Source organism: Nonomuraea sp. NPDC051941 (assembly GCF_044593615.1).
Genome location: NZ_JBIUCF010000001.1, coordinates 433,768 through 456,937 on the forward strand (window position 1 = coordinate 433,768; position 23,170 = coordinate 456,937).

The following is a 23,170-nucleotide window of genomic DNA, read 5'->3' on the forward strand; positions in this document are numbered from 1 at the left end:
CATGGCACGCACCAAGCGACCGAGCCCGCCTCCGCGAAGTGGAGGCCATGAGCACGTGAGGGAGCGCCGTTGCCTGGACTGAGGAGCGTCGGGAGCGCAGCGACCAGAGCGACGAGGGAAGGCAACGGCACCGAAGCGACCGAGCCCGCCTCCGCGAAGTGGAGGCCATGAGCACGCGACGGAGCCCCCTCCACGAGTGGAGAGTATGTTCGGTGCATGGCATCGCCGTACATCGAGCTGCAGGTGGGGGAGCGGACCGTCAAGGTCACCAACCCCGACAAGGTCTACTTCCCGGAGATCGGCGCCACCAAGCGGGAGCTGGTCGAGTACTACGTGAGCGTCGGCGAGGGCGCCCTGCGCGCGCTCAAGGACCGGCCCACCAACCTCAAGCGCCACCCCGACGGCGTACAGACCGAGGCGATCTATCAGAAGCGGATGCCGCCCAAGCACCCCGACTGGCTCCAGTCGGTGACGGTGCGGTTCCCGAGCGGCCGTACAGCGCAGTCGCTGCGGGTCACCGAGGTGGCGGCCATCGCCTGGGGCGCGAACCTCGGCACCATCGACTTCCACCCCTGGCAGGTGCGGGCCTCCGACGTCGAGCATCCCGACGAGCTGCGCGTCGACCTGGACCCGCAGCCGGGCCTGGACTTCGACGCCGCCCGCAAGGCCGCACTGCTCACCAGGGAGGTGCTGGGGGAGCTGGGGATGACCGGGTTCGTGAAGACGTCGGGCAACCGCGGCGTGCACATCGCCGTGCGCATCGAGCCGCACTGGGACTTCATCCAGGTACGTCACGCCGGCATCGCCCTGGCGAGGGCCGTCGAGGACCGGGACCCGGGGCTGGTGACCACGGCGTGGTGGAAGGAGGAGCGCGGCGAGCGGGTGTTCATCGACTTCAACCAGAACGCCCGGGACCGTACGATCGCCAGCGCCTACTCCGTCAGGGCCCAGCCGCACGCCCCCGTCTCGGCCCCGCTGACCTGGGACGAGCTGGTCGACGCCGACCCGCGTGACTTCGACATCCGTACGGTGCCGGCCCGGTTCGCCGAGGTGGGTGACGTGCACGCGGCCATCGACGACGTGGCGTACTCGATCGAGCCGCTGCTGGAGCTCTACGCCAAGGACGACCGGGGCGACATGCCGTACCCGCCCAACTACCCGAAGATGCCGGGCGAGCCCATGCGCGTCCAGCCGAGCCGGGCCCGGAACGCCGACTAGCGGACGAGGTGGTGCGGGGCGAGTTCGCGGATCTCGCCTCGCCGCATGTAGACCACCCGGTCGGCCAGGCCGTTCTGCTCGATGTGGTGGCGGAAGTCCTCCAGCGGTGAGCTGAAGGCGGCGTAGTCGTCGTAGTGCACCGGTACGACCGCGTGCGGGTTGATCAGGTCACACCACGACGCGCCCTGCTCGCCGTCCATCGTGACGAGCAGGAGGCCGAGCAGCCGGGCGCCGCCCAGGTGCACGATGGCCAGGTCGATGTCGGGGAAGCGGCGCGGGATCGCGTCCAGGTGGCGGTCGAGCAGCGTGTCGCCGCTGATGTGCACGGTCAGCTCCAGCCGTTCGTCCAGGTTGCGGAACTCCAGCATCGTGCCGATCACGGGCGGCAGCAGCGCCTCGGCCGGGCCCGGCGCGTGCTTGGCGGGCAGCGCGGTGATCCTGACCGTGCCGTGCGGGCCGCGTAGCTCGTGCGTGTGCCATTCCTCCAGCCCCACGCTGCGGCGGAAGCCCTGGAGCCGGAGTCTGCGGGCCGCCGCGGTCGTCGTGACGATCACCGTGCCCTTGTCCAGTTTCCTGCGGGCGACCCGGTCCCAGTGGTCACCGTGCAGGTGCGACAGCACCACCCCGTCGAGCGGCGGCAGGTCCTCGATCTCCAGGGCCGGGTCGGTGAGGCGGCGTGAGGACAGGCCGTAGCCCAGGTACGCCCGCTGGCCCCGGTGCAGGAAGTTGGGATCGGTCAGCAGCGTGAGGCCGTTGTAGCGGATCAGCGTGGTCGCGTTGCCGATGAACTGCAGGCTGCCTTTCACCTCGGCTCACCCCGGGTACGGCGAGCGCTGGTCGGGAGGCACGCCTCCGCCCTTGCCGCCCCCTTTGTTGCCCTTGTCCGTGGAGTGCGGGTGGTCGGCGCGCCTGGCGCCGCGCTGCTTGTCGGAGACGAGGTGGGTGGACTTGAACTCGGTGGGCGATTTGCCTGATCTGCGAATCTCGGGCTGCTGTGGATTGCTCATGGCATTTGTCCCCCTTTATGCGGTTATTTCCTGCCACGTTGGGACGTGCTTAAACCCTCCGTGTCTGGCTGGTTTCACTTCGATCACATTACTTGACTCGTTATCTAATAATTCGCAAGGCTCTCTTGTGTATCGGGGGCGACAACCGATTCTGGAGCCTTCTCTCATGGCAAAAGCGCGACATCTCGCGGCGCTGGTGGCCGTCTTCGTGGTCGGAGGAGTGACCCTGGCGGCGGGCCCGTCCCATGCCTCCGCCCGCACCGGTCCCGACCTGCCGGTTGACCTACCGGTCGATCTGCCCACCTGCCTGCTTCCACTGCCGCTGCTCTGCGACGAGCAGCCCGAACCCGAGCCCGAGGAGCCGAGCCCGCCGCCCTCCGCCGAGCCCGATCCCGGCCGATCCTGGCCGGGGCCGGAGGAGTCCGCCCAGCCGTGGCGGCCCGCGGCCGAGAACGAGCACCGAGTGCCGAGGGGGCACCCGGAGACCGGTGGCGGCGGGCTCGCCCCGGACGACCCGATGTGGCCGTTCGCGCTGGGCGGGGTGGCGCTGCTGACGGGCGCGGGGCTGGCCGGAGCCGCGGTACGACGCCGCAGAGGTGTCGCCTAGCTTGGCCGCAGCGGAAACCCCGAGCCGGGACCCATCCGCGCGCCGGGACCTGGGCGGTGGCCGGAGGTCCGGGCAGCGGGGCATGCTGGTCGTGGCCGGTGCGGTGTCGTTGGCCGGGGCGTTGCTGGTCGGGCTCGGGCTGAGCGGCATCGTGGGTGGGGAGCCCGAGCCGGAGCCCGTCGCCGCCACGCGGCGCGGACCCGTCGAGGGTGCTGCCCCGGTCACCGGCCTGCCGCTCGGCAAGGTGGCCGCGCCCATGCGGGCCGCCAAGCCGACCGCCGTCTACATCCCGTCCATCGGCGTGGCCGCCTCGCTCATGGAGCTGGGCCTGGACGCGGCGGGCGCCATCGAGAACCCGCCGTTCGACCCTCCGGACCTGGCCGGCTGGTACCGCTACGGCCCCGTGCCCGGCCAGCGCGGCGCCGCCGTGATCACCGGCCACCTGGACACCAGGTCCGGCCCCGCCGTCTTCGCCAACCTCAAGAACGTCAAGCGCGGCGACCAGGTGCAGGTGCTGCGTGCCGACCGCTCGGTGGCCGTGTTCGTCGTCGACAAGGTCGAGCACGCGCCGAAGCGCAGCTTCCCCGTCAAGAAGGTGTACGGCAGGCTCGCCTATCCCGGGCTGCGACTGGTGACCTGCGGCGGGACGTTCGACCGGCAGGCGCACAGCTACCGGGACAACACGATCGTGTACGCGCACCTGGCGGCGCCGTACTACCCCAAGAGCTGATCAGGGGTCTCGCGGCAGGCCGAGGGCGCGTTCGGCGATGATGTTGAGCTGCACCTCCGTGGTGCCGCCGCCGATCGTGAACGCCCGCGTCGCGAGGATCATGCGGTTCCAGCGGCGGCTCGCCGGGGCCAGCGACCAGCAGAACTCCGAGATCGCCTGAGCGTGCCGCATACCGAGCAACTTCCGCACGCTGGACGCGGTCGCGGCGTCCACGCCGGACAGCTTGGAGAGCGTCACGCGCAGGCCGAGCGCCGAGATGGCCTGGCCCTCGGCCCACAGCCGACCCGCTTGCTCGCGTTGCGACTGCCGGAGCGGGGGCAGCGTCGCGATCAGCTCGGCCATGTCGGTGTGCTGCGAGCCGGGGCCCCAGGAGTCGCCGAGCGCGACGCGTTCGTGGGAGAGCGTGTCGCGGGCCACCCGCCAGCCCTCGTCCACCGCGCCGACGACCAGGTCGTCCGGTACGAAGACGTCGTCGAGGAAGACCTCGTTGAACACCTCGTCCCCGTTGATCTCCTTGAGCGGCCTGACGGTGACTCCCTGGGACGCCATGTCCACCAGGAAGTACGTGATCCCGTTATGTTTCGATTTTTCGGGAGAAGTCCGGGCGAGGCAGATACCCCAATGGGCGAACTGCGCGAGGGACGTCCAGATCTTCTGACCCGTCAGCGACCAGCCGCCCTCCACCCTCGTGGCCTTCGTCGCCAGCCCGGCCAGGTCCGACCCGGCGCCGGGCTCGCTGAACAGCTGGCACCACACGATCTCCCCGGTGAACGTCCTCGGCAGGAACCGCTCCTGCTGCTCCCGCGTGCCGTACCGGACGATGGAGGGGACGGCCCAGGCCGCGATGCCCAGGTTCGGCCGCTTGAGGTCGCGGAACTCCTGGTGGATGATCACCTGCTCCAGCGGCGAGGCGTCCCTGCCCCAGGGCCTGGGCAGGTATGGCATGATCCATCCCTCCCTCGCGAACCTGCCCAGCCGGGCCGGCGGCTCCTCGGCCCGCAGCGACTCGGCCTCCGCCCTGATGGCGTCCCTGACGGCGGCCGCCTCCTCGGGCAGGTCCGGCTCCATCGCCCGCCGAACCCCGGCCACCGCCAGCCCGGCCACCTCCTCGGCCCACGGTCCCGGGTCGCCGGCCAGCATGCGGTCGGACAGGGCCCGGCGGTAGTAGCGGTGGGCGTCGTGCTCGAAGGTGTAGCCGACGCCGCCGAGCACCTGGATCGCATCCGCCACGCACCGCACGGCCGCCTCGGTCCCCAGCACCCCGGCCACCCCCACCGCCAGTCTGACCTCGCCCCCAGGTCCGCCCCCGGGTGTGGCGTCCAGGGCTCTGGCGGCGTCCCAAACGGCGGCGCGTGCCTGTTCGAGGGTCACGAGCGCGGCGGCCACCCGGTGCTTGACCCCTTGGAACTGCCCGATCGGCCGCCCGAACTGCTCGCGTACCTTGGCGTACTCGGCCGCCGTCCGCACGGCCCACGCCGCCACGCCGCACGCGTCCGCCCCCAGCAGTACGGCGGCGAGCTCCCGTACCGGCACCTCGCCGAGCACCCGGTCGGCGGGCACGGTGCGTGCGGTGACGGAGCAGAGCGGCCGGTCGAGGTCGACGCCGTCGGCGGGCTCGGCGACGACGTCGGCACGGTCGAGCACCGCCCATCCCCGGCCGTCCACCGGCACGAGGAAGAGGTCGGCCTCCGGCGAGCCCAGCGCCAGGACGCGTCCCGGGTCGCCATCCTCGGCGGGGAACGCGACGGCGGCGGTCATGGACCCGTCGGCGAGCCCCGCGATCAGCGACGCGGCGGTCACGGCGCCTCCGGCCGGGTGGGCTGGGCCGGGCCAGGTGAGTGCGGCCGAGGTCAGGACGGTCGGCAGGTACGCGCCCGGGGCCCGCCGCTCACCCAGCGCCTCCAGCGCGACGCACAACTCCAGCAGCCCGTACCCCTGCCCACCGCACTCCTCGGGCAGATGCAGCCCCAGAATCCCCTGCCCCGCCAGAGCCGCGTGCTCGGTCGTGCGCGTGGCGAGCCCCCGTACGGAGTCGGCCAGCGCCTGGTGTTCCTCGGTGGTCCCGATGCCCATACGTCCGAACCTAGAAGATCATTCGGTCGATGGCCAGGAAACCAGACGGCCAGGAAACCAGACAGCCAGGAAAACCATTGGCGGCCGCCGGACTCGCCCCGCTAATCTCCCTGATGTCCTGACGATGGAACTCATGATCTGGGGAGGGGTGGATTAATGCCTGGCACCGCGCCTTGCGCGCCTCGTCGTGCCGTGGGCGGATCCTGCCTCTGAAACACCACCTCTGACCGGCCGGACCGCCTGCCGTACCAGCATGCCCGCATACACCGCGAGGCTCGCTCGGCGCTCTCTTGCTGCCTTTCGACAAAGTCATTCCGGCAAGGAGTACCCAGGTTGTCCACCAACGGCAAACCTCGTTCCATCGTGAACACCGACACCTTCCCGTGCGTGCGCTGCGGCCTGACCGTGGCCGTGACCGCACCGGACGGCACCCGCCGCAACCACTGTCCGAGTTGCCTGCACTCGCAGCACGTGCTCGACCGTGCGGAAGGCGGCCCCTCGGAATGCGGGGCGCGGATGATCCCGATCTCGATCGCGGTCCTGCGCACCGGCGACTGGATGCTCATCCATCGCTGCACCCGGTGCGGTGAGCTGACGTCCAACCCCATCTGCGGGGACGACAACCAGCTCATCCTCATGCGCATGGCCGTACGGCCGCTGGCGCAGCCGCCGTTCCCGCTCGAGGCGTTCGGCGGTCTGTGACATGCCCAGGAGGAACCCGGCCCGGGACAGGGCCCGGCAACGCAAGAAAGCGCATCACCCGGACGCGTTCCGCTGTGTCTCCTGCAGGCTGGACGTCCCGATGATCGCGCCGGGCACCGCCCACCGGAACCACTGCCCGCACTGCCTGACGAGCCTGCACGTCGACCACCGGATCCCGGGGGATCGCCGCGCGGCCTGCCGGGGCAGGATGGCGGCGCTGAGCATCACCGTCCGGCCGGACGGGGAGTGGCTGATCATCCACCACTGCCAGTCCTGCGACGAGCTCAGCGCCAACCGCATCGCGGGCGACGACAACGCGCTGGCCCTGCTCCGCATCGCCATGCGCCCCCTGTCCGCGCCCCGCCTCCCCCTGCCCGCCTGGGCGGGGTAGGCGACCCGACGGCCGTCCGGGGTGACCCCCGGACGGCCCGATGTGCCCCGGACGGACATCGGGTCAGCGCAGGCGGCCGTCCTGGTGGAGGTCGTCGAAGATGATCTGGTCCACGGGCGCCACGCGGTCGCGGTCGGCGTAGGTGAGCCAGACCACCTCCTCGATCTCGCTGCTGGGTGTCGGCGTCCCCTCGTGGTCGGCGGTGTAGCAGGTCATCTTCACGATCACGCCGTCGGCGTGGCTGTCCGCCTGAGCCTGGTACGTGCCCAGGTGGACGGCGGTGGAGGGGACGATGGCGACCGACAGCTCCTCGTCGATCTCGCGGACGAGGGTGTCGAGGTCGCTCTCGCCGGGTTCGCGCTTGCCGCCGGGGAGGTAGTAGACGGTCTTGCCCCGTGACCGGGTGCTGAGGATCTTGCCGTCCGCCAGGTGGATCCACGCGATCTTGTCAATCATGCCGACCATCATGCACATATCCATCCGCATTTATCCCCCTTGGAGAGTCATCGGATGGTTGGTCATTTCCTGCGACCGCGCGGCTTACATACGTCATCCCCGCAGAGATCTCTGGCACTCCCGAGACAGAGAAAACCACACCCAGAGCGTTCTCGCCGAGCCTCGCAATCTCGCGCTACCTGCGACGATGTCTCAGGGGAAGCGGAGATCCGCGTCATCGGGGCACGGAATCCCTTCCGAGTACATGCAAAGGCAGGAGTACGTGGACATTGAGGCGGAGATCCGCGCTTTGAAGCTCCGCATCGACGCGTTCGAAGCGATCGTGCGTTCCGGTGACGCAGATTCTGACGACTACAGCCATGCCCACCTGCGAACGGGGAGACGTACACGCGCGAAAGGCTCGAAGATCACCTCGGCGGACATCGCCGTCGCCGAGATGCGGGCCGAGATCGCGGATGTTCAGCTGGAGATCTCCCAGGACTTCGCGGCCCTGGGCGACGAACTGACAGGTCTTCGACGGCAGACCAACGATCAATTCATCTCCGCCCGCGCGGAGATCCTCGGGGTATTCGACTCCCTGCGGCACGACATGGTCGACCTCGGCCGCAGGCTCGACCGGTTGCTGGAGACCCGCAACGCATAGACGGGGGCGCGGCCAGGTCTCGCACCTGGCCGCCACTCCCGCCCGCGAGGTCAGTCCCCGAACTCCAGGTGCAGGGCCCGGGTGAAGTCGGAGATCGCCTCCTCGTGGCGGTCCGCCTCCTGAAGGATCTCCCCGCGTACGCGGAACGCCCAGATGTACTCGGGATCCAGCTCGATCGCCCGGTTCAGATCGCTCAGCGCCGCCTCGTTGTCGCCCAGCTCGCTCAGCACCGCCCCCCGGCTGCCATAGGCCCGGTCGTTCTCGGGGTCGAGCTCCACCGCGCGGCTCAGGTCCGCCAGCGCCTCCTCGTACCGGTCGATCATGCGGTACGCCTCGCCCCGCCGGCTCAGCGCGCGCACGTACTCCGGGTTCGCCTCCAGCGCCTTCGTGTAGTCCTCGATGGCCTCGGCGTAGAGGTGCATGCGCTGGTACAGGTCGCCCCGGGCGGCCCAGGAGTAGGGCAGGTCCGCATTCAGAGCGATGATCTTGGCGTGTTCCTCCAGGGCCTCGTCCAGGCGGTCCAGGTCCACCAGGACGTCGGCCTTCGCCTCCAGGATCCACAGGGAGTCGGGGGAGAGGGTGAGGGCGTGCTCGAAGTCGGTCATGGCCTCGTCCAGGCGGCCCATCGCGGCGTACGTCTGGCCCCGGGAGCCCAGCGCGTACGCGCTGTCCGGCTCCAGCTTGAGCGCCTCGTCGAAGTCCTCCAGGGCGGTCTCGTAGCGTTCGATGACGCGATGGCTCTCGCCGCGCAGCCGCCAGGCGCGGGCGTTGTCCGGTACTAACGCGATCGATTCCGTCAGATCCGCGATCGCGGCGTCATACCTCGACAGGGCGATGTACGATTCGGCGCGACTGCGTAGTACGGACGCACGGGACTGCGCGGCTGCGTCCGGCAGCTCGGATTCGTCCTTGATCCCCTCGCTCATGAGGCGTAAATCTATCCGACTAAATCTGGATTATGGCCGCCTTTTCGCGGGTGTACTCGAGGACCGAATCGTGCCCGTACCCGCTGTCCTTGACGCCCCCGAACGGGAGGCCGGGCGGCATCTGCCGGAACGTGTTCACCCACACCGTCCCGCTCTGCAGATCGCGCACGAAACGGTGCGCCCGCCCCAGGTCGCGCGTCCAGACGCCGGCCGCCAGGCCGTAACGGGAGTCGTTCGCGATCTCCAGGGCCTCCTCGTCGGAGGAGAACGGCATGGCCACCGCCACCGGGCCGAAGATCTCCTCCTGGCAGAGCCGGAGCGAGTTGTCCGTGGTCGTGAAGAGGGTGGGGGAGACCCAGTAGCCGCCCGGCAGGCCGGGCACCACCTCCGCCCCCGTCCGCCCGCCGAAGAGCAGGCTCGCACCCTCCTTCTCGGCCAGCTCCAGGTACGACCGCACGTGCTCGTACTGGGCCGAGGAGACGATCGGGCCCATGGTCGTCCGCAGGTCGAGCGGGTCGTCCAGGACCAGTTCGGCGCAGATGCGCGCGATGCGCTCCAGCAGCTCGTCCCAGATCGAGTGGTGGATGAGGATGCGGGAGCCCGCCACGCAGACCTGCCCGGCGTTGCCGGTGTAGACGGAGTTCACGGTGACGCCCTGGGCGGCCGCGTCCAGGTCGGCGTCGGGGAAGACGATGTTCGGGGACTTGCCCCCGAGCTCGAACGTCAGCGGCTTCAGCGCGTCCGCCGACGCCCGGGTGATGGCCTGGCCGGTGGCCGTCGAGCCGGTGAGGCTGATCTTGGCGACGTCGCGGTGCCGTACGAGCGCGTCCCCCACCTCCTCGCCCAGGCCGCTGACGATGTTCAGCACCCCGGGCGGGAACACCTCGGCCAGCAGCTCGCCCAGCCGCAGCACCGACGCGCTCGCCTGCTCGGCCGGCTTGACGATCACCGTGTTGCCGGCCGCCAGCGCGTACGCCGCCTTGGCCGAGAACGTGGAGATGGGTGAGTTCCACGGGATGATGCAGACCGCCACCCCGTACGGCTCCCGCCGCGTCAGCCCGAGCGTGTCCGGGCCGAGGATGACCGTGTCGCCCTTGGCCGCGTCCAGGCACTGCCCGGCGGCCAGCTGCCACAGGTACGCCATCCCGGGCAGGTCCTTCTTCAGCGTGTCGCGCAGGATGCGGCCGTTGTCGCGCGTCTCCAGCCTGGCCAGCTCCTCGGCGTTGCGGGCGAACACCTCCGACACCTTGCGCAGGTAACCCGCTCTGGCCAGGGCGGGCAGCGCCGACCAGGCGGGGAAGGCGCGCCGGGCCGCCGCCACGGCCGCCTCGGCGTCGGGCGCCCCGCTCGCCGGGATCCGCGCCCACACCTCCCCGGTGGCCGGGTTGACCGAGTCGAGGGTTCTGCCGTCGCTTGCGGGGACCAGCTCGCCGCCGACGAGATTGCGATAGTCAGACACGGACCAAGCATATGCTTGCTTGTCATCATTCGCCATGAAGCCCTAAGATCACGTAAAGTGCCCGGATCTTCACGCATAGCGGTCCTTGGCGTCGGGGAAGACGCTTCGCATGGCATATCGACTGTTGAGCCGGTTGGTGTATGGCTCCCGATACGACCGCATTCCCTGGGCGCAGCGCGTGTACGTCCGTCCGGGCGAGCGCCTGGTACGCGAGGCGCAGTGGCAGCTGCTGACCACGCGGGCCCCGGTCATGGAGCTGACGGACTACCGCAGGCTCAGGCCGCTGAAGGCGAACGAGGAGTTCCTGGCCTGCATGATGTGCGGGGAGTCGCGCCAGCAGCCGATGTTCGAGCCCTCCGGCAACGGCTGGCACTATCACGTCGTCCGCTGCCCCTCGTGCGGCTTCCTCTACCGCAACCCCAACATCCTGCCCGAACGCCTCGGCGACCTGTACGCCACCGGCTACAACACCTTCCTGGCCGGCTCGTACGCCGCAAAACGGCAGCGCCGGTACGAGCTGACCATGGACGCGTTCTCGCCGGTGTTCGACGAGGGCAAGGAGCGCCGGCTGCTCGACTTCGGGTCTGGGACCGGGCTGTTCCTGGAGCTGGCCGAGCGGCGCGGGTTCGACGCCTGGGGCGTGGACCTGTCGCCGGAGTCCGTCGTCCAGGCCAACGAGCGGCTGAGCAGGGCCCGCGCGTATCTGGGCGCCCCCGAGGACGTCCCGGAGATCGCCGCGGGCGGGTTCGACGTGATCACGCTCTGGTCGGTGCTCGCGCACCTGCCCAGGCCGCTGGACGACTTCCGCAGCTTCCGCCGCCTGCTGGCGCCCGGCGGCGTGCTGCTCATCCTGACCGTGAACGCCCAGTCGCTGCTGCTCAAGGCGTACGGGCCGGCGTGGAGCGGCTTCACCAGGAACCACCTGATGTTCTACTCCCCGTGGACCGTGCGCAGGCTGCTGAGCCGTACCGGCTTCGCGGGCGTCTCCTTCGCCCCGCACTACGGCGACACGGTCGAGGCCGGCACGACCGCCCTGCCCCGCCCGCTGCGGCGGAGGCTGCGCCGCAGCGTGGACCTCAGCGACGGCGGCAACATGATGCGCGTGCTGGCCTTCGCCGACGACGAGGCGATCGGCCGCTGGGGCGGCGGCCCGCTCGCCGTCCACCGCCTCAGCCGCTGAACTCCTCGTCGTAGACCACTTCCGCGCGGCCGAGCGTGGTGCGGCGGCCCGTGTCGTCCTCGCCCCACAGCTCCAGCTCCGCCCGGTTGCCGTCGGTCGAGACCACCCGGCCCCGGCACGTGTGGGCGCGGTCGCGGAAGTCCATGCCGCGGTAGCTGACCTCCAGCACGGCCAGCCGCCCCCGTCCGCCGAGCCAGCCGGTGACGAGCCTGCCCAGGTAGGCGGCCTTGAGCAGCCCGTGCACGGCCAGCTCGGGGTGGCCGAGCGAGCGGGCGAAGGCGAGGTCGTAGTGCATCTCGTAGAAGTCGCCCGACGCTCCGGCGTACTCGACGAGCCTCCGCAGCGTGGTCGTCTCCGTCAGCGGGGGAATGTCGGTCATTTCCTGATCCTGGTGCCGATGTGCCTGACCACCAGCTCGCCGTCCGGCCGGCGGAACTCCGTCTCGAACGTCAGCAGCGCCATCGGCCCCGCCGACCCGTTCTTCTCGACGACCCCGGTGAACCGCGGCCGCGACACGATCACGTCGCCCACGCGCAGCGGCGCGTGGTACTCGAACCGGTCGCCGCCGTTCAGCCAGCCGGACCCGTACGACGAGGCGGCCGGCAGCGACGGCGGCTCGTCGAGGAAGCACGCCGTGAACGTGGGCGGCACCTCGTCGCCCGACGCCCCGACGGCGCGCAGGTAGAAAGCCAGGTGCCGCCGCTCGACGACGTCCTCGCGCGGCGGCCCCGTCCAGCCCACCGCCTCCTGGAGAGCCTCGATCATGTGTCTCCTTCCCTGACCCGCTTCAGCCAGGCCAGCGACTCGGGGGAGTGGCCGCCGACCCGGTCCTCGATGCCGTCGAGGAACGCCATGTCACCGTGCCCGGCCAGCTCCCGGTGCACGGCCTCGGGCGAGCCGGCCTCGATCACCTCCAGCAGCCGCCGATGCCGCTCCCAGTCGTCGACGAGCGACTCGCCGGACGCCCTGACCTGCCGGTTCATGCCCATGCAGAGCAGCATCTGGAGCTGGATCGACCGGTAGGCCTCCTCCAGCCGCCGGTGCCCGGACAGCCCGATGACCGAGCTGTGGAACTCGACGGCCTGCTCCAGCACCCCCAGCCAGTCGCCGGATCGCGCGGCGGCCTCGTGCCGGTCGAGCGCGGCGTGGCAGCGCCGGAGCCGGGCGGGCTCGCGTACCGGGACGCCGAGGTCCACGGCCATCCGCTCCAGCTCCCGCCGCAGCGTGACGATCTCGTAGATGTCGTGCAGCGTGAGCTGCGTGACGAACGCGCCCCGCCGCGGCTGCTGGGTGATCAGCCCCTGCTGCTCCAGCACGCGCATGGCCTCGCGCAGCGGCGGCCTGCTGACGCCCAGCTCCTGGGTGAGCTGGTTCTCCACGACCCGGTCGCCCGGCTGCAGCTTGCCGCTGAGCAGCATGCGCATCAGCGCCTCGGTGGCGAGCTGAACCATGCTGGGGGGTGCCTCGATGCGCATCGTGGTCTCTCTTGTCGTAGGCGATCATCGTCTGCCGCCATAGTGCCGAAGAACTTCCGGCAGAACCCTTGTCTAGCTCACTTGTCTTCTGTAGACAATAGACCAATCCGGCCCGAAGTGAGGTTTTCGTAACACATGACCACTCCACTGTCCGGCATCCGGGTCGTCGAGGTCGGCGCGTTCATGGCGGCCCCCTTCGCGGCCATGCAGCTCGCCGACCTCGGCGCCACCGTCATCAAGGTCGAGAACCCCGACGGAGGCGACGGCGTGCGCGCCGTCGGCCCGTTCACGGCCGGGCACAGCTCCCCGTTCGCCCGGCTCAACAGGAACAAGCGGTCGGTCGCGCTGGACCTGAAGTCCGAGCTCGGCGTGGCGGCCTTCCGCCGCCTCGTCGAGGACGCCGACGTCCTGGTGGAGAACCTCCGCCCCGGCGCCATGCGCCGGCTCGGGCTCGGCTTCGCCGACCTGAAGGAGCTCAACCCCGGCCTCGTGTACGTCTCCGCCTCCGGCTGGGGCCAGGACGGCCCGCTCGCGGACCTGCCCGGCCTGGACATCATGGCCCAGGCCAGGGGCGGCCTGATGAGCGTCACCGGCATGCCGGGCGGCGACCCGGTCAAGGTCGGCGTGCCCATCGCGGACCTGGTGTGCGGGCTCTACGGCGCGCTCGGAGCGATCTCCGCGCTGCACGCCCGCGCGCTGACCGGCCAGGGCCAGCACGTGGACGTGTCGCTGCTGGAGTCGGCCGTGTCGTTCGCCATCTGGGAGGCGGGCAAGTATTTCGCCACCGGCGAGGTGGGCGGGCCGCTCGGGTCCGCGCACCAGAGCACGGCGCCGTACCAGGCCGTCCGCACCTCCGACGGCTGGTGCACGGTCGGCGCCGTCACCCCCAAGACCTGGCGCGGCTTCTGCGTGGCGCTCGGCCTGACCGCCCTGCTCGACGACGAGCGCTACACCGACGCGCACGATCGGCATGGCCTGCGCCACGAGCTGATCCCGGCCATCGAGGCGGCCACCACCCGGCGCACCACGGCCGAGGTCGTGGCCGCGCTCGACGAGCACGGCGTGCCGTGCGCCCCCATTTCCGACTACTCCCAGGTGTTCGAGGACGAGCACCTGAACCAGCGCGGGTTCTTCTGGGATGCCGAGCATCCCGAGATGGGCCCCGTACGCCAGCTCGGCTCGGCCATGCGTTTCTCGGACACGCCGACGAGACGCGGCCCCGCCGGACCGTCGCTCGGCGCGGACACCGTGGAGGTGCTGCGCGAGTGCGGTCTGACCGAGCAGGAGATCGACCGGCTGCTCGCCGAAGGCGCGGCGGCCCAATCCCCCACCCCCTTGGAGAGTTCATGAGCGACCAGCTGACCCCGGGTGTGAGCGCCGGCCTCACCTGGGTCGTGACGGAGCGGCACTGCACCCGCCGCGGCGACCACGACATCTTCTCGACCCCCAACCTGGTCCACCTGATCGAGGACGCCGCCATCGAGGCGCTGGCCCCGTACCTGAACGACGGCGAGGGCAGCGTCGGCAGCAAGGTCGAGATCGCGCACGTGGCGCCCACGCTCAAAGGGGGCGAGGTGACCGCGACCGCCACGGTGACCGAGGTGGACCGGCGGCGCGTCGTGTTCGCCGTGGTCGCCGAGGACGCCAACGGGAAGGTCGGCGAGGGCACTCACGAACGCTTCATCATCAACCTGGACAAGTTCGCCGCCAAGCTCGCGGAGCAGGCGTCATGAGGGCGTGGGTCGCCGTGCTCCTGCTCGGGGTCGCCGCCTGCGGCACGAACGCCGACGCCGGGGGCGGCGCGTGGAAGCCGCGCGGCGACGTCCGCATGATCGTGCCGTTCTCGGCGGGCGGCGGCAGCGACCTGGCGGGCCGCGCCATCGCCGCCGCCCTGGAGAAGGCCCAGCCCGGGCTGAAGGTCACCGTGGAGAACCGCGAGGGCGGCTCGGGCGCGGTCGGCTACTCGGCCCTGCTCGGCAAGAAGGGCGACGGCAAGTACCTGCTCGCCACCGAGAACGCCATCCTGTCGCTGCCGCTCAGCGGCCAGGTGTCCTTCACCCGCCAGGACTTCACGCCGGTCGCCAAGCTGGCCGAGGACGGCGGCATCGTCGTGGTCAAGAAGGACTCGCCGCTCAAGACGTGCGCCGACGTGGTCGGCGCGGCCAGGAGCGGCCGGGTGAGCGTGGGCATGTCGGGCGCGTACGGCGTGGACAACGTGATCTTCACGATGATCGAGCAGAAGACCGGCGTGAAGTTCCAGCGGGTGCCGTTCGAGTCGGGCGGCGAGCTGGTGCCGGCCGTGCTCGGCGGCCAGATCCAGGTTGCCCTGCTCAACCCGGGCGAGGTGATCGGCCAGTTCAGGTCCGGCGACCTCCGGGGCCTGTGCGTCACCACGGACAAGCGCTACACCTACCCCGAGTTCGCCTCCCTCGGCACGGCCAAGGAGCAGGGCATCGACGTCTCGTACGTGCAGTTCAGAGGCTTCATCGCGCCGGGCGGGCTGGACGCGCGGGAGAAGGCGTACTGGGAGCAGGCGGCCAGGGGCGTGGCCAAGACCGCCGAGTTCCAGAAGTGGCTCAAGGACAACTACCTGCAGCAGGCCGAGCTGTACGGCGCCGACTTCGGCGAATACCTCGAACAGCTCGACACGGCGCTCGCGCCGGTGCTGAAGAAGTCGTCATGAGGCAGCTGCTCCGCGGCGAGGCCGTCGTCTGGGCGGTGCTGGTCTGCCTGGCGACGGCCATGGCCGCCGTCTCGTTCGGCTACGGCATCACCAAGGACGGCGGGCAGGTGGGGCCCGGGTTCCTGCCGCTGGTGAGCGGCGTGGCGCTGGCCGTGCTCTCGGCCGCCTGCCTCCTGCAGTCCGTACGCCGTGCCGGGCCCGCCACTGAGGCGGACGACCCCCGGCGCGTCAGGACGCTGTGGACCGTGTTCGCCATGCTGCTGGTCGCGCTGCTGCTGGTGCCGCTGACCGGGTTCCTGGTGGCGTTCGGGCTGCTGGTCTTCGCCGTGTCGGCGTTCGTGGAGAAGCAGCGGGTCGTGCCGGCGGCGGGCGTGGCCATGGCCGCCACGGTGGTGATCTACGCGGTGTTCGTGCTGTTCCTGGCCGTCCCGCTGCCCGGCGGGCTGCTGGGCGTCGGAGGTGACGGGTGATGCTGGACAACCTGGTCATGGGCTTCGGCGCGGCCCTCACGCCCGCCAACCTGCTGTGGTGCTTCGTCGGCGTGCTCGCCGGGACCGTCATCGGCCTGCTGCCGGGGCTGGGCTCGACGACCGGCGTGGCCGTGCTGCTGCCGCTGACGCTTTCGTTCGAGCCGCTGACCGCGCTCATCATGCTCGCCGGGATCTACTACGGCGCCCAGTACGGCGGCACGATCACCTCCGTGCTGATCTCCACGCCCGGCGAGGCGGCCAGCGTGGTGACCGCGATCGACGGCTACCAGATGGCCCGCAAGGGACGGGCCGGGGCGGCGCTGGCGATCGCGGCCATCGGATCGTTCGCCGCCGCGATCGTCTCGCTGGTGCTGCTGGTGGCGATGGCGCCGCCGTTCGCCAAGCTGGCGCTCGACTTCGGCCCGCCCGAGAACCTCGCCGTCATGGTCCTCGGCCTGGCCACCATCGTGAGCTTCTCCGGCGGGGCGCGGCTGCGCGGCCTGGCCATGGCCGTGCTCGGCGTCCTGCTCGCGACCGTCGGCGTGGACGCGGCCACCGGGCTGCCCCGCTACACCTTCGGGGACGTGGACCTGCTGTCCGGGCTGCCGTTCGTCCAGGTGATGATCGGGTTGTTCGCGGTGGGGGAGGTGCTCTACCAGATCAGGCAGGGCGCGGCCGAGCCCATCCGGGCCCGCTTCAGGGACCTGGTGATCACCCGGGAGGAGCTGTCCCGCTCCAAGGGGGCGATCGCCCGGGGGAGCCTGATCGGCTACCTGCTCGGCTGCCTGCCCGGCGCCGGGTCCACGCTGGCGTCCTTCCTCGCGTACGGGGTGGAGAAGCGGGTCTCGCGGCACCGGGACGAGTTCGGGCAGGGTGCGATCGAGGGCGTCGCGGCGCCGGAGAGCGCCAACAACGCCGCCGCGAACGCCAACTTCGTGCCCACCCTCGCGCTGGGCATCCCGGGCGGCGCGACCACGGCCGTGCTGCTGGGGGCGTTCACGATGTACGGGATCCAGCCGGGGCCGCTGCTCTTCGACGAGCAGCCGGAGCTGGTGTGGGGGCTGCTGGCCTCGTTCTTCATCGGGAACGTGCTGCTGCTGGTGCTGAACCTGCCGCTGGCGCCGCTGTTCGCGCAGATGCTGCGGATCCCGTACGGGTACCTGTATCCGCTGATCCTGGTCACCAGCCTCGTCGGGGCCTATTCGATCGACAACAACATGTTCAGCGTGTGGATCGTGTTCGCCTCCGGACTGATCGGATATTTCATGAAAAAGTTTGATCTGCCGATGGCGCCGCTCGTGCTCGGGCTGGTGATCGGGTCGCTGTTCGAGAAGGCGCTCGTGCAGACGTCCGCGATGGGGGACGGCGACCTGACGATCATCCTCACCCGGCCGATCGCGCTTGCGGTGCTCGTGCTGGCCGCCCTGCTGGCGGCCGGGCCCTCGCTGCTGAAGCTCATCCCACGAAGAGTCAAGGAGACGGTGTGACCGAGCTAGTCGTCGTCGCCGACGGGCCCGTGCTGCGGGTCACGTTCAACCGGCCGGAGCAGCACAACGCGCTGACCTGGGCGATGTGGGACGGCCTTTACGACGCCTGCGAGCGGGCCGACGCGGATCCCGCCATCAAGCTGCTCGTGTTGTCGGGGGCCGGTGGGCGGGCCTTCGTGGCGGGCACCGATATTTCGCAGTTTTCCACCTTTGTCGATGGGGACGACGGGATCGCGTACGAGCGCAAGGTCCAGCGGATCATCGACCGGCTCGAACGCGTCAAGGTGCCCACCGTGGCCGTCGTCCAGGGCTACTGCGTGGGCGGGGGCCTGGTCGTGGCCGCCGCCTGCGACCTGCGGCTGGCCGTGCCGGATGCCCGGTTCGGGGCTCCCATCGCCAGGACGCTGGGCAACTGCCTGTCGATGAACACGTACTCGCTGCTCGTCCACCACCTCGGCCCCGCCCGCACGCTGGACATGCTGCTGCGGGCCCGCATGTACACGGCCGAGGAGGCGCACGCCGCCGGGTTCGTGGCCGAGCTGTGCGCTCCCGACGACCTGCCCGCGCGGCAGGCGGAGGTGGAGGAGCGGCTGCTCTCGCACGCGCCGCTGTCGATGTGGGCGGCCAAGGAGGCGGTCAGGCGGCTGCGCGTGGCCGGCCTGCCGGACGGCGACGACATCGTGGCCACGGTCTTCGGCAGCGCCGACTTCCACGCCGCCGTGCCCGCCTTCCTCGCCAAGGAACGGGCCACCTGGCAGGGCCGGTGAGCCTCGCGCTCTAAGATCGAGCCATGGAGCTGGCCCCTGGAGTGCGTGTCGCCGTCACCGATCGCCACGGGGGGATCAGCGTCCCGCCGTTCGGGTCGCGCAACCTCGGCGGGATGGTCGGCGACGACCCGGAGGCCGTGCGGGCCAACCGGGCGGGGGTGGCCGCCGAGCTGGGCGTGCGGGGCGTCGTGTTCATGCGCCAGGTCCACAGCGCCGACGTCGCGTACGTGAGCGAGCCCTTCGGGGACGATCCGCCCGCGCTCGACGGCGTGTTCACCACCGAGCCGGGGCTGGCGCTGGCCTCGCTCGGGGCCGACTGCCCGGCGGTGCTGGTGGCCGACCCGGTGGCGCGCATGGTGGGCGCCGCGCACTCCGGCCGCCCCGGCACCGAGGCGGGCATCGCGAGCGCCCTGGTGGCGGCGATGGCGGCCAAGGGCGCGGCGCCGGGCCGGATGATCGCGCTGGTCGGGCCCGGCGCGTGCGGCCGCTGCTACGAGGTGCCCGCCGACCTGCGCGAGCGGGTGGCCTCCCGTGTCCCCGAGACGTGGTCCACGACGTCGTGGGAGACGCCCGCGCTCGACCTGCGGGCCGGGATCGAGGCCCAGCTCCGTGCCGCGGGGGTCCAGGACGTACGCCATGACGCCCGCTGCACGATCGAGTCGGCGGAGCTCTACTCGCACCGCAGGGAGCAGCCGGGCGGCCGTTTCGCCGGGCTCATCTGGCTCACATAGGCTCCTTTTTCCGCATTTCTTCGGTTAATGTCGCCCCATGCGCGTCGTCATCGCGGGGGCGGGCATCGCCGGGCTGACCGCGGCCCTGAGCCTGCACGCCGCGGGAATCACCGATGTGGTCATCCACGAGGCGGTCGACGAGCTCCAGCCGCTGGGCGTGGGCATCAACATCCTGCCCCACGCCGTACGCGAGCTCATCGAACTCGGCCTGGGCGACCGCCTGGCGGAGATCGGCGTCGAGACCGCCGACCTCACCTTCATCAACCGGTACGGGCAGCGCATCTGGTCCGAACCGCGCGGGTTGACGGCCGGCTACAAATGGCCCCAGTACTCGATACACCGGGGCCGGCTGCAGTTCATGCTCCTGCGGGCGGTCCAGGAGCGCCTCGGCGCGGAGGCGGTGGTGACCGGGTCGCCCGTCACCGAGCTCGACCACGACGCGGACCTGCTCATCGGCGCCGACGGCATCCGCTCCGGCGTCCGGCAGGCGCTGCTCCCCGAGGAGGGCGAGCCGTTATGGAGCGGCGACGTGCTGTGGCGCGGCACCTCGTACAGCACGCCGTTCATGACCGGCAAGTCCATGATCATGGCGGGTGACGGCGCACAGAAGATCGTCATCTATCCCATCGCACCGCCGGACCCCGACGGCAGGCAGCTGATCAACTGGGGCATCCAGCACAAGGCCACGGAGGCCACGCACCGGGGCGACTGGAACCGGCCGGTGAGCCTGGAGAAGGTCCTCCCGCACGTGGCGGACTGGCACTGCGACGAGCTCGACATCCCCGGGCTCATGGCGGCGGCGGAGAAGGTGTTCGAGTATCCGCTGGTGGACCGGGACCCGTTACCGTCCTGGTCGACGGAGAAGGTGACGCTGATGGGCGACGCCGCGCATCCGATGTACCCCACCGGCTCCAACGGTGGCACCCAGGCCATCATCGACGCCCGCGTCCTGGCCTACGCGCTGGCGACCGGCCGGGGGCTGGAGTTCTACGAGGAGCAGCGCCGGCCCGTCACGAACAACGTCGTGCTGGCCAACCGCAAGGACGGGCCCGAGGTCGTCCTGAAGCTGGCCCACCAGCGCGCCCCGCGAGGCTTCGCCGACGTCGAGGACGTCCTGCCGCTGGCCGAGCGCGAGGAGATCGCCCTGCGTTACAAGCAGTTGGCCGGCTTCGAGCCCGCCACGCTGAACGCACGCCGGAGCTGGTCGGTGGAGACCGACGCCTCCCCGGAGTGAAGGATCAGGCGCGGGCCGCCGGAGTCAGCCGCTCTTGCCGTTCGACCTCCCCGAGTTGAAGAGCGCGTTGATGATGATGATCCCAAGCCAGATCGGCACCAGGTAGCCCGCCTTGTCGTCCCCCAGCAGGACCAGCAGGAGGGTGGAGATGGTGCCGAGGCTGAGCGAGACGATCGCCAGGGCGAGCCGCTGCCCGTCGGGCGCCCGGTCGCGTGCCGGCGCCTTCGACGCCCGCTGCGCGATGCGCTCGTCCACCCGCCGGTCGACCTCCTGACCCATCTTGTCGAGGAAGGACTCGACCACGGCGTCCTCGAACTCCGGCCCGAGGTCCCGGCGGGCGGACACAGCTGCCTTTAACTCATCCCCTGTACTCATATGTCGAGATATAACGGGTAGCGTGGCTACCGGGCAAGGATGTCGTCCAGGTTGTAACTCACGGGACGTTCGAGCTGCTCGTACGTGCATGACTCCGGCGTGCGGTCGGGCCGCCAGCGCCGCCACTGCGCCGTGTGCCGGAACCGGTCGCCTTCCATCTGGTCGTAGGCCACCTCGATCACCAGCTCCGGCCTGAGCGGGATGAACGACAGGTCCTTCTTGGCGTTCCACCGCGACACCGCGCCGGGCACCCGCTGCCCGCCCGTCGCGGGCCCGGCGGCGGGCTGGCCGATGTTGGCCGCCGCCTGCTGGGCCCAGTGGCCCCAGGGGTGCTCGCTCAGCTCCGCGAGGTACGGCTTGATCTCCTCGACCAGTTCGGCCCTGCGCGCCATCGGGAACGAGGCCGCCACGCCCACGTGGTGCAGCCGGCCGTCGTCACCGTAGAGGCCGAGCAGCAGCGACCCCACGATCGGGCCCGACTTGTGCTCGCGGTAGCCGCAGATCACCACGTCGGCCGTGCGCTCGTGCTTGACCTTGAACATCGTGCGCTTGTCGGGGATGTACGGCTGGTCACCCGGCTTGACGATGATGCCGTCGAGCCCCGCGCCCTCGAACATCTCGAACCACTCGGCCGCCTGCTCGTCGTTGGTCGTGACCGGGGTCAGCCGAATGGACTCGCCCTTTTCCGAAAATATCCCCTCAAGTCGCGCGCGGCGCTCCGAGAACGGCGTCTCCATCAGCGACTCGTCGCCCAGCGCCAGCAGGTCGAACGCGACGAACTGGGCCGGCGTCTGCTCCGACAGCAGCTTCACCCGCGAGGCCGCCGGATGGATGCGCTGCTGCAGCGCGTCGAAGTCGAGCTGCGACCCCCTCGGCAGCACGATCTCGCCGTCCACCACGCACCTGTCCGGCAGCTCCGCCCTGACCGCCTCGACCAGCTCCGGGAAGTAGCGCGTGAACGGCCGCTCGTTGCGGCTGCCCAGATAGACCTCGTCGCCGTCGCGGAACACAATGCACCGGAAACCGTCCCACTTCGGCTCGTAGAACAGCGAGCCGTTCTGCTTGGGCATGGCCTTGACCGGCTTGGCCAGCATGGGCGGCACCGGCGGGCGCACCGGCAGGTTGGGCACCGGCTGCTCTTCGGCGGGCTCCGCGAGCCCGGTCGGCTCCGTGGGCTCAGTCGGCTCGGTCATGGCTCTGCTCCCTGTCGTATTTGCAGAAGAGGACCCCCTCCTCCTCCAGCACCTGGCTGAGGCGCAGCGAGACCTCCGAGGGCTCGCCGTTGAGTATGCGCGCCGCGCCGCCCCCCACCAGCAGCGGGCTGATGGACAGGCACATCTCGTCGACCAGGTCCTGGGCCGCGAGCTGGGCGTTGATCCTGGGGCCGCCCTCGCACAGGATCCTGGTCAGCCCGCGCGCGTGCAGCTCCGTGACGGCCGCCGCCAGGTCGACGCTCTCGCCCCCGGCCACGATGACGTCGGCGTGCCTGGCCGCCGCCTTGCGCCGCTCGTGCGGTGCGGCCTCGCAGGTGATCACGATCGTCCGGCTGGGCGCCTCGGTGAACAGCTCGTCGTCGAGGTCGAAGTCCAGGCTGCGGGTGATGACCGCGATGGGCGGCACCTCCGGCCTGCCCGCGCGGATCTCGCCCCACCAGTCACGCTGGGGGACGGGACCATACCCCTCCTTGCGCACGGTCGCGGCGCCCGCGAGGACGACGTCGGCCAGGCCGCGCAGGGTCTGGAAGATCCGCTTGTCACCCGCGCTCGACAGCCCACCCGAGCGGCCCTTCAGCCACGCCGCGCCGTCGGCGCTGGCCACCATGTTGAGCCGCAGCCAGGGCCGCCCCTCGGGGTAGGCGTACGCCTGCACGATGTCCGGGTCGTCCTGTATGTCGGGATAGATGCGCCGCACTCCTCTACCTTGGCACACCCCACCGACAGTTGGCCCACGCGGGAGCTCGCGCGGGGGCGGGGCCCGCTCGTCGCGGGCCCCGCCCGGTTCCTGAGCTGGTCAGGCGGTGGTGAAGGAGATCCACGCGTCCGGGGGAACGTCGGGCCGGTTCGGCACGGCCAGGCGCTCCTCCGTCCATGCCTCACCGGCGATCTCGGTGGCGACGCGCCGCCAGAACGCGACGGCCGCCGCGTTCGAGTCCTGGAAGGCGATCTTCCAGGGGCCGGGGTGCCGGGAGATCACCTCCCGCACGACCTCCATCCCGATCCCGGACCGGCGCGCGCCGCGTACCACGAAGAAGCTGTTCAGCACGCGCGCCGGGCCGGACAGCGCGCGCACGAACGAGAACCCGACGGGCCGGTCGTCGCTGGTGAACAGGTAGGCCGCCCAGTCGTCGTCCTCGAGCGCCGAGCGCAGCCGGTCGCTGTGATAGGTGGCGTCGGGGTTGGGCAGCCCGCCCTGGAACTCCGCCATGTCGTGGCGGAACATGAGCCAGAGCCGTTCGACGGTGGGGTGGTCGGCGGCGCACACGGGCCGCACGGTTGCCTGAGAAATGGTCATACAAACACGTTCCGGCCGGAAGCAATATCCGGCCGGAAAGGTAAA

Annotated in this window: 28 protein-coding genes; 15 read left to right on the forward strand and 13 right to left on the reverse strand. The window is 70.7% G+C overall.

Translation table 11 applies throughout. The features are described 5' to 3' along the window. The first annotated feature begins 216 nt into the window (after window positions 1–216). Window positions 217–1,218, forward strand: a complete 1,002-nt coding sequence (ligD, locus tag ACIHFD_RS01940; protein ID WP_397365160.1) for a non-homologous end-joining DNA ligase — start codon at window positions 217–219, stop codon at window positions 1,216–1,218. Here ligD and ACIHFD_RS01945 read toward each other — a convergent pair. Together ACIHFD_RS01945 and ACIHFD_RS01950 are read right to left on the reverse strand one after the other, a co-directional pair. Continuing rightward, window positions 1,215–2,024: an MBL fold metallo-hydrolase gene (locus tag ACIHFD_RS01945; protein WP_397365161.1), complete on the reverse strand. Its 810-nt coding sequence runs from the start codon at window positions 2,022–2,024 to the stop codon at window positions 1,215–1,217. The genes ligD and ACIHFD_RS01945 overlap by 4 nt on opposite strands. Window positions 2,025–2,030: 6 nt before the next feature. Further along, window positions 2,031–2,225 carry a hypothetical protein gene (locus ACIHFD_RS01950; RefSeq protein WP_364239536.1) on the reverse strand — a complete coding sequence of 65 codons (195 nt, stop codon included), beginning with the start codon at window positions 2,223–2,225 and terminating at the stop codon, window positions 2,031–2,033. Window positions 2,226–2,391: 166 nt separating this feature from the next. On the opposite strand from ACIHFD_RS01950, the gene ACIHFD_RS01955 reads away from it, so the two are divergent. After that, window positions 2,392–2,832, forward strand: a complete 441-nt coding sequence (locus tag ACIHFD_RS01955; RefSeq protein WP_397365162.1) for a hypothetical protein — start codon at window positions 2,392–2,394, stop codon at window positions 2,830–2,832. 82 nt (window positions 2,833–2,914) lie between these two features. Beyond that, window positions 2,915–3,562 carry a class F sortase gene (locus tag ACIHFD_RS01960; protein ID WP_397365163.1) on the forward strand — a complete coding sequence of 216 codons (648 nt, stop codon included), beginning with the start codon at window positions 2,915–2,917 and terminating at the stop codon, window positions 3,560–3,562. Here the strand turns inward: ACIHFD_RS01960 and ACIHFD_RS01965 are convergent, their stop codons facing one another. Continuing rightward, the gene (locus ACIHFD_RS01965; RefSeq protein ID WP_397365164.1) at window positions 3,563–5,635 is read right to left on the reverse strand and encodes an acyl-CoA dehydrogenase; all 2,073 of its coding nucleotides are present in this window, start codon (window positions 5,633–5,635) and stop codon (window positions 3,563–3,565) included. A 360-nt stretch (window positions 5,636–5,995) separates the two neighbouring features. On the opposite strand from ACIHFD_RS01965, the gene ACIHFD_RS01970 reads away from it, so the two are divergent. Further along, window positions 5,996–6,337, forward strand: a complete 342-nt coding sequence (locus tag ACIHFD_RS01970) for an RNHCP domain-containing protein (RefSeq protein WP_397365467.1) — start codon at window positions 5,996–5,998, stop codon at window positions 6,335–6,337. A gap of 1 nt (window position 6,338) precedes the next feature. Further along, window positions 6,339–6,728, forward strand: coding sequence for an RNHCP domain-containing protein (locus tag ACIHFD_RS01975; RefSeq protein WP_350722725.1), 390 nt, complete (start codon window positions 6,339–6,341; stop codon window positions 6,726–6,728). Window positions 6,729–6,791: 63 nt separating this feature from the next. On the opposite strand, the gene ACIHFD_RS01980 is transcribed toward ACIHFD_RS01975, so the two are convergent. Next, window positions 6,792–7,184, reverse strand: a complete 393-nt coding sequence (locus tag ACIHFD_RS01980; RefSeq protein ID WP_350722724.1) for an NUDIX domain-containing protein — start codon at window positions 7,182–7,184, stop codon at window positions 6,792–6,794. Window positions 7,185–7,446: 262 nt separating this feature from the next. On the opposite strand from ACIHFD_RS01980, the gene ACIHFD_RS01985 reads away from it, so the two are divergent. Further along, a complete protein-coding gene (locus ACIHFD_RS01985) occupies window positions 7,447–7,827 on the forward strand; it encodes a hypothetical protein (RefSeq protein ID WP_350722722.1) in 381 nt (126 codons plus the stop codon). Window positions 7,828–7,877: 50 nt separating this feature from the next. Here the strand turns inward: ACIHFD_RS01985 and ACIHFD_RS01990 are convergent, their stop codons facing one another. Continuing rightward, a complete protein-coding gene (locus tag ACIHFD_RS01990; protein ID WP_350722720.1) occupies window positions 7,878–8,753 on the reverse strand; it encodes a tetratricopeptide repeat protein in 876 nt (291 codons plus the stop codon). A gap of 19 nt (window positions 8,754–8,772) precedes the next feature. Then, window positions 8,773–10,212 (reverse strand): aldehyde dehydrogenase family protein, encoded by a 1,440-nt coding sequence (locus tag ACIHFD_RS01995; RefSeq protein WP_397365165.1) that lies wholly within the window; start codon window positions 10,210–10,212, stop codon window positions 8,773–8,775. A 136-nt stretch (window positions 10,213–10,348) separates the two neighbouring features. Here ACIHFD_RS01995 and ACIHFD_RS02000 point away from each other — a divergent pair, with 136 nt between their 5' ends. Next, window positions 10,349–11,392: a class I SAM-dependent methyltransferase gene (locus tag ACIHFD_RS02000; protein WP_397365166.1), complete on the forward strand. Its 1,044-nt coding sequence runs from the start codon at window positions 10,349–10,351 to the stop codon at window positions 11,390–11,392. Here the strand turns inward: ACIHFD_RS02000 and ACIHFD_RS02005 are convergent. From ACIHFD_RS02005 to ACIHFD_RS02015, 3 genes are read right to left on the reverse strand one after another with little or no spacing between them, the layout of a single operon-like run. Next, window positions 11,382–11,771, reverse strand: coding sequence for a MaoC/PaaZ C-terminal domain-containing protein (locus tag ACIHFD_RS02005; protein WP_350722715.1), 390 nt, complete (start codon window positions 11,769–11,771; stop codon window positions 11,382–11,384). The genes ACIHFD_RS02000 and ACIHFD_RS02005 overlap by 11 nt on opposite strands. Then, window positions 11,768–12,157, reverse strand: a complete 390-nt coding sequence (locus ACIHFD_RS02010; protein WP_363965802.1) for a MaoC family dehydratase N-terminal domain-containing protein — start codon at window positions 12,155–12,157, stop codon at window positions 11,768–11,770. The genes ACIHFD_RS02005 and ACIHFD_RS02010 overlap by 4 nt, the downstream gene beginning before the upstream one ends. After that, window positions 12,154–12,867: a GntR family transcriptional regulator gene (locus tag ACIHFD_RS02015; RefSeq protein WP_397365167.1), complete on the reverse strand. Its 714-nt coding sequence runs from the start codon at window positions 12,865–12,867 to the stop codon at window positions 12,154–12,156. Before ACIHFD_RS02015 ends, ACIHFD_RS02010 begins: the two co-directional genes overlap by 4 nt. A 135-nt stretch (window positions 12,868–13,002) precedes the next feature. On the opposite strand from ACIHFD_RS02015, the gene ACIHFD_RS02020 reads away from it, so the two are divergent. From ACIHFD_RS02020 to ACIHFD_RS02055, 8 genes are read left to right on the forward strand one after another with little or no spacing between them, the layout of a single operon-like run. After that, window positions 13,003–14,217, forward strand: coding sequence for a CaiB/BaiF CoA-transferase family protein (locus ACIHFD_RS02020; protein WP_350722709.1), 1,215 nt, complete (start codon window positions 13,003–13,005; stop codon window positions 14,215–14,217). Further along, complete coding sequence (locus tag ACIHFD_RS02025) at window positions 14,214–14,600, forward strand: thioesterase family protein (RefSeq protein WP_397365168.1); 387 nt, start codon at window positions 14,214–14,216, stop codon at window positions 14,598–14,600. Before ACIHFD_RS02020 ends, ACIHFD_RS02025 begins: the two co-directional genes overlap by 4 nt. Then, a complete protein-coding gene (locus tag ACIHFD_RS02030) occupies window positions 14,597–15,550 on the forward strand; it encodes a tripartite tricarboxylate transporter substrate binding protein (protein WP_397365169.1) in 954 nt (317 codons plus the stop codon). Before ACIHFD_RS02025 ends, ACIHFD_RS02030 begins: the two co-directional genes overlap by 4 nt. Beyond that, window positions 15,547–16,020, forward strand: a complete 474-nt coding sequence (locus tag ACIHFD_RS02035; RefSeq protein WP_397365170.1) for a tripartite tricarboxylate transporter TctB family protein — start codon at window positions 15,547–15,549, stop codon at window positions 16,018–16,020. Before ACIHFD_RS02030 ends, ACIHFD_RS02035 begins: the two co-directional genes overlap by 4 nt. After that, window positions 16,020–17,507: a tripartite tricarboxylate transporter permease gene (locus tag ACIHFD_RS02040; RefSeq protein WP_397365171.1), complete on the forward strand. Its 1,488-nt coding sequence runs from the start codon at window positions 16,020–16,022 to the stop codon at window positions 17,505–17,507. The genes ACIHFD_RS02035 and ACIHFD_RS02040 overlap by 1 nt, the downstream gene beginning before the upstream one ends. Continuing rightward, window positions 17,504–18,274 carry an enoyl-CoA hydratase/isomerase family protein gene (locus tag ACIHFD_RS02045; protein WP_397365172.1) on the forward strand — a complete coding sequence of 257 codons (771 nt, stop codon included), beginning with the start codon at window positions 17,504–17,506 and terminating at the stop codon, window positions 18,272–18,274. Before ACIHFD_RS02040 ends, ACIHFD_RS02045 begins: the two co-directional genes overlap by 4 nt. 23 nt (window positions 18,275–18,297) lie before the next feature. Then, on the forward strand, window positions 18,298–19,005 hold the full coding sequence (pgeF, locus tag ACIHFD_RS02050) for a peptidoglycan editing factor PgeF (RefSeq protein WP_397365173.1): 708 nt from the start codon (window positions 18,298–18,300) through the stop codon (window positions 19,003–19,005). A 37-nt stretch (window positions 19,006–19,042) separates the two neighbouring features. Then, window positions 19,043–20,239: a flavin-dependent oxidoreductase gene (locus tag ACIHFD_RS02055; RefSeq protein WP_397365174.1), complete on the forward strand. Its 1,197-nt coding sequence runs from the start codon at window positions 19,043–19,045 to the stop codon at window positions 20,237–20,239. Window positions 20,240–20,263: 24 nt separating this feature from the next. Here ACIHFD_RS02055 and ACIHFD_RS02060 read toward each other — a convergent pair whose 3' ends face one another. The 4 genes from ACIHFD_RS02060 to ACIHFD_RS02075 form a co-directional block, all read right to left on the reverse strand. Beyond that, complete coding sequence (locus tag ACIHFD_RS02060; RefSeq protein ID WP_397365175.1) at window positions 20,264–20,584, reverse strand: hypothetical protein; 321 nt, start codon at window positions 20,582–20,584, stop codon at window positions 20,264–20,266. A gap of 56 nt (window positions 20,585–20,640) precedes the next feature. After that, window positions 20,641–21,807 (reverse strand): ATP-dependent DNA ligase, encoded by a 1,167-nt coding sequence (locus tag ACIHFD_RS02065; RefSeq protein ID WP_355194545.1) that lies wholly within the window; start codon window positions 21,805–21,807, stop codon window positions 20,641–20,643. After that, window positions 21,791–22,525 carry a pyrimidine reductase family protein gene (locus ACIHFD_RS02070; RefSeq protein WP_397365176.1) on the reverse strand — a complete coding sequence of 245 codons (735 nt, stop codon included), beginning with the start codon at window positions 22,523–22,525 and terminating at the stop codon, window positions 21,791–21,793. The genes ACIHFD_RS02065 and ACIHFD_RS02070 overlap by 17 nt, the downstream gene beginning before the upstream one ends. Window positions 22,526–22,624: 99 nt before the next feature. After that, window positions 22,625–23,125, reverse strand: coding sequence for a GNAT family N-acetyltransferase (locus tag ACIHFD_RS02075; RefSeq protein WP_397365177.1), 501 nt, complete (start codon window positions 23,123–23,125; stop codon window positions 22,625–22,627). Window positions 23,126–23,170 lie beyond the last annotated feature (45 nt).

Bases quoted from the DNA above. Each gene is read 5' to 3' on its own strand.
- ligD (WP_397365160.1), top strand. From the start codon at position 217: ATGGCATCGCCGTACATCGAGCTGCAGGTGGGGGAGCGGACCGTCAAG.
- ACIHFD_RS01950 (WP_364239536.1), bottom strand. From the start codon at position 2,225: ATGAGCAATCCACAGCAGCCCGAGATTCGCAGATCAGGCAAATCGCCC.
- ACIHFD_RS01955 (WP_397365162.1), top strand. From the start codon at position 2,392: ATGGCAAAAGCGCGACATCTCGCGGCGCTGGTGGCCGTCTTCGTGGTC.
- ACIHFD_RS01960 (WP_397365163.1), top strand. From the start codon at position 2,915: ATGCTGGTCGTGGCCGGTGCGGTGTCGTTGGCCGGGGCGTTGCTGGTC.
- ACIHFD_RS01965 (WP_397365164.1), bottom strand. From the start codon at position 5,635: ATGGGCATCGGGACCACCGAGGAACACCAGGCGCTGGCCGACTCCGTA.
- ACIHFD_RS01975 (WP_350722725.1), top strand. From the start codon at position 6,339: ATGCCCAGGAGGAACCCGGCCCGGGACAGGGCCCGGCAACGCAAGAAA.
- ACIHFD_RS01980 (WP_350722724.1), bottom strand. From the start codon at position 7,184: ATGATTGACAAGATCGCGTGGATCCACCTGGCGGACGGCAAGATCCTC.
- ACIHFD_RS01990 (WP_350722720.1), bottom strand. From the start codon at position 8,753: ATGAGCGAGGGGATCAAGGACGAATCCGAGCTGCCGGACGCAGCCGCG.
- ACIHFD_RS02005 (WP_350722715.1), bottom strand. From the start codon at position 11,771: ATGACCGACATTCCCCCGCTGACGGAGACGACCACGCTGCGGAGGCTC.
- ACIHFD_RS02010 (WP_363965802.1), bottom strand. From the start codon at position 12,157: ATGATCGAGGCTCTCCAGGAGGCGGTGGGCTGGACGGGGCCGCCGCGC.
- ACIHFD_RS02015 (WP_397365167.1), bottom strand. From the start codon at position 12,867: ATGCGCATCGAGGCACCCCCCAGCATGGTTCAGCTCGCCACCGAGGCG.
- ACIHFD_RS02020 (WP_350722709.1), top strand. From the start codon at position 13,003: ATGACCACTCCACTGTCCGGCATCCGGGTCGTCGAGGTCGGCGCGTTC.
- ACIHFD_RS02025 (WP_397365168.1), top strand. From the start codon at position 14,214: ATGAGCGACCAGCTGACCCCGGGTGTGAGCGCCGGCCTCACCTGGGTC.
- ACIHFD_RS02030 (WP_397365169.1), top strand. From the start codon at position 14,597: ATGAGGGCGTGGGTCGCCGTGCTCCTGCTCGGGGTCGCCGCCTGCGGC.
- ACIHFD_RS02035 (WP_397365170.1), top strand. From the start codon at position 15,547: ATGAGGCAGCTGCTCCGCGGCGAGGCCGTCGTCTGGGCGGTGCTGGTC.
- ACIHFD_RS02040 (WP_397365171.1), top strand. From the start codon at position 16,020: ATGCTGGACAACCTGGTCATGGGCTTCGGCGCGGCCCTCACGCCCGCC.
- pgeF (WP_397365173.1), top strand. From the start codon at position 18,298: ATGGAGCTGGCCCCTGGAGTGCGTGTCGCCGTCACCGATCGCCACGGG.
- ACIHFD_RS02055 (WP_397365174.1), top strand. From the start codon at position 19,043: ATGCGCGTCGTCATCGCGGGGGCGGGCATCGCCGGGCTGACCGCGGCC.
- ACIHFD_RS02065 (WP_355194545.1), bottom strand. From the start codon at position 21,807: ATGACCGAGCCGACTGAGCCCACGGAGCCGACCGGGCTCGCGGAGCCC.
- ACIHFD_RS02075 (WP_397365177.1), bottom strand. From the start codon at position 23,125: ATGACCATTTCTCAGGCAACCGTGCGGCCCGTGTGCGCCGCCGACCAC.